The 11,935-nt window shown below is 48.3% G+C and carries 9 protein-coding genes; 4 read left to right on the forward strand and 5 right to left on the reverse strand.

Features of this window, described 5'->3' with window-relative positions; genetic code table 11:
* Positions 1-52 precede the first annotated feature (52 nt).
* Positions 53-2,662, reverse strand: a complete 2,610-nt coding sequence (locus AB9P05_RS21760; RefSeq protein WP_371910947.1) for a S8 family serine peptidase — start codon at positions 2,660-2,662, stop codon at positions 53-55.
* Positions 2,663-3,177: 515 nt separating this feature from the next.
* Here AB9P05_RS21760 and AB9P05_RS21765 point away from each other — a divergent pair.
* Positions 3,178-3,351, forward strand: coding sequence for a hypothetical protein (locus tag AB9P05_RS21765; RefSeq protein ID WP_371910948.1), 174 nt, complete (start codon positions 3,178-3,180; stop codon positions 3,349-3,351).
* Between the two features lie 82 nt (positions 3,352-3,433).
* Entirely contained in the window at positions 3,434-3,616 is a 183-nt protein-coding gene (locus AB9P05_RS21770; protein ID WP_371910949.1) for a DUF1801 domain-containing protein, read from the forward strand.
* A 596-nt stretch (positions 3,617-4,212) separates the two neighbouring features.
* On the opposite strand, the gene AB9P05_RS21775 is transcribed toward AB9P05_RS21770, so the two are convergent.
* Positions 4,213-4,650, reverse strand: a complete 438-nt coding sequence (locus tag AB9P05_RS21775) for a hypothetical protein (protein ID WP_371910950.1) — start codon at positions 4,648-4,650, stop codon at positions 4,213-4,215.
* 220 nt (positions 4,651-4,870) lie between these two features.
* Between AB9P05_RS21775 and AB9P05_RS21780 the strand changes: the two genes are divergently transcribed.
* Together AB9P05_RS21780 and AB9P05_RS21785 are read left to right on the forward strand one after the other, a co-directional pair.
* Complete coding sequence (locus tag AB9P05_RS21780) at positions 4,871-5,203, forward strand: PadR family transcriptional regulator (RefSeq protein ID WP_371910951.1); 333 nt, start codon at positions 4,871-4,873, stop codon at positions 5,201-5,203.
* The gene (locus AB9P05_RS21785) at positions 5,200-7,827 is read left to right on the forward strand and encodes an ABC transporter permease (RefSeq protein WP_371910952.1); all 2,628 of its coding nucleotides are present in this window, start codon (positions 5,200-5,202) and stop codon (positions 7,825-7,827) included. The genes AB9P05_RS21780 and AB9P05_RS21785 overlap by 4 nt, the downstream gene beginning before the upstream one ends.
* Positions 7,828-8,025: 198 nt before the next feature.
* Here the strand turns inward: AB9P05_RS21785 and AB9P05_RS21790 are convergent, their stop codons facing one another.
* The 3 genes from AB9P05_RS21790 to AB9P05_RS21800 all read right to left on the reverse strand — a co-directional run bounded on the left by AB9P05_RS21790 (position 8,026) and on the right by AB9P05_RS21800 (position 11,853).
* The gene (locus AB9P05_RS21790) at positions 8,026-9,111 is read right to left on the reverse strand and encodes a proline iminopeptidase-family hydrolase (protein ID WP_371910953.1); all 1,086 of its coding nucleotides are present in this window, start codon (positions 9,109-9,111) and stop codon (positions 8,026-8,028) included.
* A 140-nt stretch (positions 9,112-9,251) separates the two neighbouring features.
* Positions 9,252-10,580, reverse strand: a complete 1,329-nt coding sequence (locus tag AB9P05_RS21795) for a glycoside hydrolase family 11 protein (protein WP_371910954.1) — start codon at positions 10,578-10,580, stop codon at positions 9,252-9,254.
* Positions 10,581-11,103: 523 nt separating this feature from the next.
* Entirely contained in the window at positions 11,104-11,853 is a 750-nt protein-coding gene (locus AB9P05_RS21800) for an NUDIX domain-containing protein (protein WP_371910955.1), read from the reverse strand.
* Between the last annotated feature and the right edge of the window lie 82 nt (positions 11,854-11,935).

Raw genomic sequence — 11,935 nt, forward strand, 5'->3', positions numbered from 1 at the left:
GAGGCTGCCTTTTGCAAGGCAGCCTCTTTTATAGTTACTAAGCGGGTATCGCTTATTTTTTGTAGAACTTCTGAGTGATCACATCAGCTCCGGTACGAACCTGTATGAGGTACATGCCATCGCGAAGATTTGATACGTCTACAGAGTTACCTGTAGCCTTCGCAGCTGCACTATACATAGTACGGCCAGCCAGGTCAGTAATCTGGATCTGAGCATTATCTGCCAGGCGAGCCACATCAATATTCAGTACGCCTTCCGTAGGGTTAGGGTACAGGCTAATGCGGTCATTTACTACCGACTGGTCAAGCGTTTTGCCACCGGCTGACAGAGTAGATACAGAAGAGGTACCACTATCACATACATTGATGGTGAAGTCCTCAACTTCGCCATAGCTTGAGTTACCACAAGCAACAGCGGCCGTGTTCCATCTCATGACTGCACGGAAGCGGGTATCACCCAGTGAAGCAGTAGCAGGCACAGACATGCTGATGCTATAGATATTACCATCAGAGGTAGATCCGCCGCCAACGTCCTCACCGGCATCAGAGAAGTCGCCGTCACGGTTCCAGTCAGCATAGAACTTCCAGTTTTCACTGTATGTAGTTCCGGCAAATCCGGCACTCAGACGGATAGTATATGTATTACCCGTTACAAGATTACCTTTGATGCTGGTGCCATTGTAGTACCCGCCATCACCTGATGATGTACGGCTAAGACCTGTACCCTGAATTTCCACAAGGTCGATCCACTCATACTGAGTGCTGCCACCATCGGCTGCGCAGTAACCTGCAGGACTGGAACCCGTGCAGTCGCTACCGCCACCACCGCCTGAGCCACTCTGCGAAGCACAGAACTTAGTAGACTGAGATGAACCAAAGGCACCACCGGATACGATTACAGTATTTTGAGAATCAGTAAGGTTATAGCTACCGCTACCGTATGAGCAGCAGATACCGTCACCATAAGAGTCAGTGATGGTGAACGTGTGCTCACCTTCCAGCCCACTGAATACTTCAGTATAAGTCGTGTTATTCGCATAACCGCTGCCGCTGGCTACAGTAGTACCGCTGGCATTCTTAAGCGTCCATGAGGTTTCCGAACCATAGTTGTCAGTAACCAGGGTAAGCGTAACATCATCTACAGACTCAGTACAAGGCGGAGGAGGAGCGGCTACACCGGTAAGTGAAGCATAAGCATCCAGCATACCAGAACCTAGCTGGCCACTGTAGCTGGAGTTGGCGTTATAAAGTGCGTCAAAGTTGGCATTATCCACCAGCAGGCTCCAAAGCTCTTCATCAGTGATAATCTCATTATTATTCACTTTGTACGAAACAACCAGGGCGGCTACACCAGATACGTGAGGGCAAGCCATAGACGTACCGGAGATGCTGCTGTAGTTGTTATTAGGGAAAGTAGAATAGATGCTGCTACCGGGAGCAGAAATATCCACCCAGCTACCGTAGTTAGAGAAGCTTGACTTGGCAAGGCTGCTGCTTACAGAAGCTACTGCCAGGCAAGAAGGGTAAGAAGCAGGGTAGCCGTAGCTTGTGCTGCTTGTGTTGTCATTACCTGCGGCGAAGATAGGCAGGCCACCGTCCATAACAGAGCCACCACCGTTAGCACGGAAGTAGTCAATGGCATTTTCGATAGCAGAGCTTTGAGCACCACCACCCCATGAGTTTTGAGAGATGGCAGCTCCCATGTCAGCCGCGTAGATGAATGCCTCATCAAAACCGCCGTTAGAGCTGTTGCCGAATACAGAAAGGGTCATCAGGCGAACACCGTCGTTAGAACCTGAACCACCGGCAGTACCAGCCACACCTACACCATTGTTGGTTTCGGCCGCTACTGTACCACCCACGTGAGAACCGTGGCTGTCACCATAAACGGTCCCGGTGTTGTCACCGAAGTTGTATCCGTTTACATCATCCACATACCCGTTGTTATCATTGTCGATACCATCACCGGGTACTTCACCCGTGTTAATCCACATGTTACCGATAAGGTCAGCATGATCTACATCAACACCACCGTCTTCGATGGCTACCACCACACTGCTGTTACCAGTTTCAAGCTCCCAGGCCTGGGGGGCATTGATAGCAGGGTAGCCCCACTGCTGGCCATAGCCAGGATCGTTAGGCGTACCACCGGCTATAGACATAGCCTCGTAGCCTTTTACAGCTTCTTTACGCTCAAGCATGGGATCATACCCGTCTACAAGGTGATAGGCGATCTTAGGTTCGGCAATCTGCACGACTTCCAGGTCAGCATAGGCAGCCAGGGCTTTTTCCAGTTGCTGCTGGTTGTCAAACTTCATTTCGTACCATAGGTGAAGGCCCCACTGACGGTGGCGGTCTTCAAACTTACCGGCAGGGCGGAAAACACGGGTCATTTTGGTAGCCCCTACGGTCTCATTGGCTACGTCGAGACCGGGAATACCTGTTTGCAATGCGCCATTGCGGGCCTCGAGGGTACGGCCTTTTTCAGCCATTCTCATCAGCACATCCAGTTTGGGTGCCTGATCTTCTTTGAACTTAACCCTAAGCACGCCAGGCTCATAGGTACTGCCGCCATCGCGCAGGGCATAGTTCTTCTTCTTTTGTGCATGTGCACCAGCGGCCATGATTAGCAGGGCCGCTAAAATCGGTAGAAGTTTTCTCATACTTACAATTGATAGATTTGAAACATTTAAACACAGCCCACAGCGAGCATATGTCCTTTAAAATTTATAAGATTTTAATTAATAATCGTACAAATAATTTAATATTCTTCTATGCATTCAATACATTCTTAACTTAATTCAAAAAATCATATTTTTATCTTATCAAACAAGAAGGACGCTGCCTGAGGCAATTTTGAAAACAGCCTTACAATAGAGAGGACGGGATTTTTTCACTTCTCTGACCGCAACAGATAAAAAGTGGAAAAACAGTACGTCAATGAAAAGTTAAATAACAGACAACACTGCAAAAACCAAAACCCTATAACATTCAACCTAACATTCACTATATATACTGACTATATATAGACAGAACATAGAAGGAATGTATTCATTAACCTACTAGTATTAAACCTATTAACCTCCAGGCCTGCCCACCCTTATTCCTGGTAATCCATAGTATTATTCTGCCAAAACAGTTACCTTAATGATATATTTGTTACTAATCCTTATTACCTATGAAAACCTTATTTTCTTTTAAACTTTCCGTAATCCAGGCCGGCACACTCCGGGGAGGCACGGAAGAAGCCGGCCGGACCAAGGTCAATGAAATGTATCGGGAGACCTATGTAAATAAAGCAAAGATGGCTGATAAGGCCATGAATGCCATTACACAGTATATATCGAGCTGATACGGAGCCTGTCCGGTATAAGAGCAAAATTTACAGGCTGTGTGAAGGCACAGCCTTTTTTTAAGCTATCACTTCAAAACACTTGGATAAGTTATTAGAGACATACTACCTGAGGCAGGATGAGCCAAACAAGAGTTGCCTGCTGACCCTCAGGGACATTATCCTGCGGCAACACAGCCTCATGAGAGAAGTGCGAAAATACGGAATGCCCTGCTTTTGCTACGGAAAAAAGCCACTTTGCTACCTTTGGACGGATGATAATTAGGTAATTAAACCTTAATTTTTTGATCCCAAAGATGAATTGAAGTATGTTCGTCAACAAACTATTATCTACTTTATTATTTGATCATGAAAAAATTTAAACTAGAGAAAATTAAAATTCAAAGCTACATCACCTCGGATGATAGAAATAAGTTCGACAAACTTAAGGGGGGAACAATAGATGCCACAGATTTATGTTGGATGATAACTAATGCCAATATTAATCTGGATTGCTGGTTGACTTGTGATCCTCCCCTAGAACGGTAAATCTGAGGCAGGCTATCAGGCATTTCCGGATAGCCTGCCCTTATAAGGAATTTAATTATACCCTACCAATAATTTAAGATAATCTTAGTAAAAATTTACATCCGTCTGTTCGCGATTAACCGAAGGCAAAATTATAACCACTTTCTTAGAATTATATTCAACCCAAGAGTAATTCTCTTTTAATAGAAAAGTTACAGACTGGCGCTCAGGGAAATTCCTTCTAGTAAAGATAGACCCCAATAAAGACCTGCCCCTTCCCATTATTAACAACATCCTTAACCAGGCAATAAGCCTTCACCAAAAGTAGTACAGCCAATAGTAGAGCAAAGGTACTTACTCGTATTCGTAGAGTATTTGTGAGTCATCGTTCTCAATCCTTAGAATCACCGAGTTAGTTTCTACCTGTAAAGGCGAGAGATCAAAGGTGGTTTCACGGGTAATAGAGGCCCGGCAGGGTTCGTTATTTTCAAAAGCCACCACTACTTGTCTCTGAGGGGGAAGCGACTCCATAATCAATGCCCCATCCACAAGCTTGATCACCCAATCATCTCCATCACATCCCCGGGCCGTATAGTTCACCTTCAGGCACTGACCTTCTATATCGAGGCTATTAATGGTCAAAGGATCTCTCGAGGCATTATCAAAAGCCGCATCACCAATAATCACCGTATCATCGCAATTATTGGATGGCCTCGGTTCGTAGTCATCTCCACAGCTAATAAGAAAAAAGGCCAGGAATAATAAGAATGAGGGTAAACGTAAACAGGTCATGGAGCAGCGGGTGGTTTCTTACTAACAATTGATTGATTACAAAACAGCCATAGCCAGACGAGAAGTCGGGGCTGATGGGCTACAAATAAGTGACACAGGGTCTACGGCTATGGTTGGAACCACCTGGGTATTTCAGATGATACCACCTGGATAAACCGGCTCTAGGATATTAAAATTCTTTTTACATAATTGCAATACTACAAATAGGAAATTGATTTAAATGCATTCACTAGGCGAATTTGAAGAGATAGTGCTACTGGCAGTAGGCGTCTTGTACGACGAGGCCTACGGCGTAGCCATTAAGGACACCATAGAGGAACGCGCCAGCCGAAAGGTAAGCGTAGGCGCACTGCAGTCTGCCCTAAAGCGGATGGAAAAGAAGGGCTACCTGAATGCACGCACGGGCGAAACCAATGCGCAGCGTGGGGGCAAGCCAAAGCGCTACTACACCATCACAGCACTGGGCAAACAAGCCCTGGAAGAAAGCCGTGACGTACGCATGTCACTGTGGGAGTCCATCCCCCGCGTGGCCCTGGACCTGAAATTCACATGATAAGACGCTGGGCACAACGGTTTCTTCAATGGTTTTGCCACCCGGACTTCTATGACGAAATAGCCGGTGACCTGGAAGAACTGTACCAACGCAACCTGGCTGAACAGGGCTCACGTGCCAACTGGCGCTATGCGCTGCAAGTGGCCGGTCTCTGCAGGCCCAGCCTTATGCGACCCTTTACCCACTATACCTTAATAAACCCTGCCATGTTTAAAAACTATCTGAAGATCGGAACAAGAAACCTGCTCAGGCACAAGCTTTTCTCGCTTATCAATGTGCTGGGCCTGGCCCTGGGGCTTACTGCTTTTTTGCTGATAAATGAGTACATCGTTTTCGAGAAAAGCTACGATTCTGCCTTTACCGATGCGGAACGTATATACCGCGTCACCACTGTGCAGGTGATAAATGGTGAGCAGCGATCGAAGGACGCCATGACCTACCACCCTGCGCCGGAGGCCCTTAGCCGCGAACTGCCCGAAGTGATGACCGGCACAGTCACCTATAAGTTCGGTGAGCTGGTCTTCAGAAAGGGTGAAGCACTGGTGAAGGAATCGGGGGTGATCTCGGCAGACTCCAACTACTTTCGCATATTCGACTGGCCTATTGTAGAAGGTACGGCGGGTAGTATGCTAAAAGAGCCTAACAGCCTCGTACTTACGGAAAGCAAGGCACGGTATTACTTCGGAAATGAAAACCCCGTGGGGAAGACAATTGAGATTCTGGGCTATTTCGGCCGGGAATTCAAAATAACCGGTGTAATAAAGGACCTGCCTCTCAATACCCACTATAAGTTCGACATGATCATATCAGACGGTAGCATCAAGGAGATAGCAGATGATGATGCCTGGTCGGGTTTTAACTACTATGGATTTGTCAAGCTTGCCCCGGGGACTGATCCGGCTCACTTTGATGATAAGCTGGTGGAGCTCTCCCGGAAATACATAGGTGAAAATGACCCTGACCGGTTCGTTCTTTTCCCGGTACAGGACATACACCTCAAGTCCGATTACATATATGAGCCGGAAGCCAATAGCAGTGAGAAAACGGTTGCTTTCATGAAGGTGATCTCCCTGCTGATACTGGTCATAGCCTGGGTAAACTACATCAACCTCACCACCGCCAGGGCGGTGAACCGGGCCAGGGAAGTAGGCCTGAGGAAGGTGATCGGAGCGTACAAGCTGCAGCTTGTCGGTCAGTTTTTAACAGAAGCCCTCATGGTAAACTTCATGGCAGCCTTTATTGCTTTTTTCCTGGCAGAACTGCTTCTCCCCTATTTCCATCAGCTAATAGGCTATCCTATACTGACCCATGTATGGGAGTCTGCCGGCTTCCTTACCAGTCTCCTGGTCTTTTTCCTGATCGGCACCTTTGTCAGCGGATTTTATCCGGCCTTCGTACTCAGCGGCTTCAGGCCTATTGCTGTACTCAAGGGCAAATTCAGAAGCTCACGCAGCGGCACCCTCCTGCGCAAAGGCCTGGTAATATCGCAGTTTGTCGCATCCATCATACTCATAGCCGGTACCGCCATTGTGTATAAGCAGCTTAACTACATGAGAGACCAGGACCTGGGCATCGATACTGACTATGTGGTGGGGTATGAAATGCCGAATGTAAGCAGCGACCGGAAGGAGTCTTTTACCCAGACCTATACCTCCTTCAAAGACCGGCTAACCGGTCATCCCGGTATAGTAGCTGCCGGCGCCAGCAACCACTTACCCGGGGGGGACCAGGCAGATATCAGTTCGCACTCGGGTAACATTATCATTCCGGGCCTTACGGATGTAGTCACCGGTACCACCTTCCTTATGCAGGGGGATGAGGGCTTTATGGAAGCCCTGGGAATGGAACTGGCCGCCGGCAGGCTGTTTGATACGCAAAACAGGAATGACTCCCTCGCCATGCTAGTAAACGAAGCCTTTCTCCGGAAAATGAATATCAGCGATGAGCAGGAGATATTAAATAAGCACCTTTACTTCGGCGATGAGACGAGCGCTAATAAATTCGAAATAATTGGTGTGATAAAGGACTTTAACCGGACCAGCCTGAAGCAGAATATAGAACCAACCATATTTGTTACCGGAGGCTACCCGGGAAACATGGTGGTAAAGCTTAATCCTGCCAACTACCAGGCGGGCCTTGATTACCTGAAGACGACGTGGGCAGAGTTTTTTCCGGACACGCCCCTCTCCTACTACTTCCTGGACGACCGATTTGATAGGCTATATCGCCAGGACAAAAAGTTCGGCCAGATATTCGGGACTTTTGCCGCCCTGGCCATCTTCATTGCGGTACTCGGCCTGTTCGGTTTATCCTCTTTCCTCAGCATTCAGCGTTCGGCCGAGGTAGGCGTGCGTAAAGTGCTGGGTGCTACGGTTCCTAATATCCTGGGCATCTTTTACAAGGACTACCTGGTGCTACTGGGCATAGCGGCTGCCTTAAGCCTGCCACTGATCTACCTGAGTATGAATGCCTGGCTGGAAGGCTATGCGTTCCGGATCAGCTTTCCCTGGTACGTAACGGCTTTGGCTCTGACGGGCGTAGTGCTATTCGCCCTTACCATAGTGGGCTACCAGATCATGAAAGTCGCCCGCCTGGACCCTGCCAAGACGCTGAAATATGAATAAGCAAAGTCACCATCGTAAATAGAAATGGACCCCGGATGTGTATCCGGGGTCCATTTTTCAGATGTCAATCAATTAACTGGTACGGTGATGGAGCAATCTATAATAGCCTAATTCTGCCAGGCAGAACCTACCCCGCACCAGTAATGTGGTTCAAATTGCTTTTGCGATCCGGCCCTCTCCCTGCGGGTTTTAGTAGCACTATTCGCCAAACTCCCCGGCATCCACATCCTTCACGAAATCAATGAGGCCTGAGAAGTAGGTCTTTTGGTCGTCATACTGGCTAAGGTGGCTGCCTTCGGGGCAGTACAGGTAGCGGCCATTCGGCACTTCGTTAGCCATCCACTCCATATGCTCCGGGTCCATGGTATCGTATTCACTGCCTACCACAAGGGTGGGTACAGTAATACGGCTTAGGTCGGCCTTACGGTCCCAGTCCTTCAGTGTGGCATCACCAGTAATGCCAAACTCGCTGTAGCCCTGCATGTGGATGTATACCTCGGGGTTCAGGTGCTTAAAGCAGCGGTTTACTGACTCTGGCCACTTATCCAGAGGGCTGCGTAATACGTGGGCGGTATAGTGGTGCTTATTGAGCAGTTCCATATAGCGGGGGTTGCTAAAATCTTCATCGGCCTCTATCGCCTCGATTTCTGCCCGGACGTCTGCAGGTAGCTGGGGAGCCAGCACTTCGTGCGCATAGGTATTATATTCCGGAATGCTCGCCATCATATTAGATATGACCAGCCCTTTCAGGTTATCCTGGTACTTCAGGGCATACTCCATAGCCAGTATCCCTCCCCAGGACTGGCCCAGCAGGTAAAAGTTATCCTTATTCAGGCCAAGCGCCTTACGTACCTGTTCCACCTCCTCTACAAATCGCTCTGTTTTCCACAGGCTCGTATCAGAGGGCTGGTCACTATAGTACGAGCCTAGCTGGTCATAGTAGATGTATTCTATGCCCTCTTTGGGCAGGTAAGCGTCAAAGCACTCGTATAGCTCGTGCGTGGCTCCTGGTCCCCCATGCAGCAGCAATACCTTCATTTTAGGGTTATTCCCTACGCGCTTAGTCCATACCTTAAACTCGCCCCGGGGTGTTTGTATAGGAATCATGCGTATGCCGCCGGTGTATTCCTCCTGTTCATTTTCGTAATCAAAATACTCCGAAAGTGTGGGGCCGGGGGTGCTACTTTCTGATTCCTCCTGCTGCGCAGGACTACTACAGGAAAGCCCTGTAAGCAGGATGGCGGCGTAAAAAAAGCAACTGACTAACGAGTAGGGTATCTTCATATCTTAAACTTTTGCCCATAAATTAGGGAAAAGTCCGATAAAATAAAGGGCTATTTAAGGGAAGGGCCAGTCCTTCAGAGGAAGGGTGAGAAAGCTAAAAAAAGAGCCTGCCCCACTACAGGACAGGCTCCGTAAAAAAATTAACGAATCAAAACTCTTTCCGTATAGGTGCGGTCTTCATGCCTCACCTTTATCAGGTACACTCCCGTACGGTATGGCAGCTCTGTCTCACAGGCATCGCCTTCCGTCTGCAGGGTTTTCAGCACTCGTCCCATCGGATCCAGTACCGTGAGCTGTTTCGGACCGGTCAGTCCGTAAAAGGTCAGGTATACCGTACCGCCCGGCAGGGGGTTGGGGGCCACCATCATACCGGCTGCCTGGTCTTCGGCTATCGCAGAAGTCTCAGGGGCCAGCCTGGCCCCCACATTTCCAAAGCCAATGGTACCGTTGCAGTGCAGCCACTCGCTGTACTCGCCACCGCAGGAGCCATTCTGATACACCCCGGTATTGTAGCTCTGGTCTTCTGCCTGGCGGGTGGAACCGTTTACCTGTATGTAATCCACCTGCACATCGCGGCCGCTCTGGTCATTGTCGAATTGAACCCCTATACCACCCGTGCTGCTTGTGCTGGCGGTGAAGTTCTGGTAGCTCGTGGATAGCGTCCAGGAAGCCACAGTATTATTATTCACCCGCAGGTTTATACGCTCTCCGCCGCTGGCCCCTCTGGCACGTACCACGATGGTATTAGATCCGCTGCCGGACCCTCCGCCGGAAGAACCCCCTGAGCTACTTCCTGCAGACCAAACGGTTACGTTAGAACTACCGCTGCTCTGGTAACCTTCTGTGGCCATCACCTGGTAGTTATGCGTACCCAGGTACCAGCCCTGGGCAGCCCATGCATTTACATGGTTCGCAAATGTGATCTGGTTGTTAGACCCGGTAGGTCTTTTGGTTCTTCGAACACTCCAGTACTGGTAAAAAGTAGTATTGCCCTGTATAGAAGGCTGGTTTACCCGCTGGGTGCGGTAAAGATCATACGTACCTCCGTCTGAAGTAACGGTACCTGCGGAAGTGCCACCCGGGGGCCTCCAGCTTCCCCAGCTATCTACCACATAATATTCTACCAGGGGGCCGGTAGTCCATCCGTACAGGGTGAGGTAACTATTGCCACTAGGTGAATAACTGCCCGCGTTATACCCTATCACCCGGTTGGATGAGCCGGTACTCCAGCCTTTTCCGCCCACGAAGTTTCCGGTATTGGACCAGGTATAGCGGTAGTTACCATCCGAGCCGAGGGTCATACAGGCAGAGCCTCCCCCGTCTGTCCAGTGGGTAAAGTAATATCCACCATTAGTTCCGGTCTGATTATTACATAGTGTCTGTGCCTCGCCGGGTGAGTATGAAGCCAGCAATAGTAAGCAAATGAATAATGTGGACACACGCCACTGTTTTCGTAATTGGTTTCTCATAGTATTTGGGTTTGACATTAGAATGCATCGATCGCATATGGCCATCAGGCATACCTTACCCATTCAGCCAGTTTCCGGCCATTTTTAAAAAGCACAGAAATTGCCTGTTACGCTGTTTTCAACGTAAATTTTCCAGGGACATATGGCTAAACAGTATTATGTCCTCCGGTTAACAGAAAATGGGTGAGAATTATACAGACATGGTCACATAGCTTTGGTATATCATAAAAATACGGCCCGTTCGTGCGTCCGTGCACTAACCACATCAAAAAGCACGGACACTGAACGGCTCGGTGAATAGCAAGGTCTTACCACCCTTACCATCCAGTTTTAAGATAGATAATGATTTTAAATTACGCAATCGATTGCAATATTATTTCCAATTAATCCGTGATAAATCAATCAACCAAATCAGGAATGAACAATATAACCGCCTTTAAAGCAGACTAAAGCTTATTTACGCCTATAAAAGCAGGCATATTTTTAAACAACCGATTTCTTTAAACCCTCTTATAAATGATGCTTACCAGCTATCTTGCAGGCCGGTTTCAAGGGCCTTCTGGTAGGCTTCCGTATCAAATGAATAGAGGTCAGGCGCCTTATGGGCTCCCCCCTTACGAACTTCATCAAGCTTTACCAGAATGCCGTAGCGAAGCATTTTACGGTAGAAGTTACCCCGGTTTAATTTTTTGTCTAATATGATCTCATAGAGACGCTGCAGATCAGGCATGGTGAACTTTTCCGGAAGCAAGTTCAGGCCAACCGGTTTATCATTAAGGTCGCGTCGCAGGTGGTGCAGAGCCTCATCCAGGATCTCCTTATGGTCCATCACCAGCTCGGGTAACTCAGTGAGCTCTTTCCATTCACAGGCATTTGAAAAGGCATCCGTTACCGGTGTTACATGATGATAGTCTACCAGCCCATAATACCCCACGCTGATAAAGCGATTCTTAAGCCACAGATCATCAGGCATATCCCGATAAAAATCATCTGTACGTCCTGTCTTTCCAAAAACCCTGAACTGGCTTAAAAAGATATTCTTAGCTCCTGAGCGATCCGCCAGAATCCGTGAGGCAGCCTCATCCAGGCTAAGATCCTTGCGTACGAAACCTCCTGGCAGCATCCATTGCTCAAAGCTCTTTGGCTTGACCAGTAATACCCTCATGCTCCGGTCATAATAGCCGAATACCACACAGTCTACCGTAACACCCGGCAGATGATTTTCTTTTAGGTCAGGTTCCCACTCCTTTAGAAGCTCATACAGTTCGCTCATTTTCAAATCCTTATATTTTCTACAACCTACAAAAAGGACACAACGCCAATATACGCTATCAGGCTTAGTATGCCGAAATAAA

The sequence above is a fragment of the Roseivirga sp. BDSF3-8 genome, assembly GCF_041449215.1.
In the GTDB taxonomy this organism is placed as follows: domain Bacteria; phylum Bacteroidota; class Bacteroidia; order Cytophagales; family Cyclobacteriaceae; genus JBGNFV01.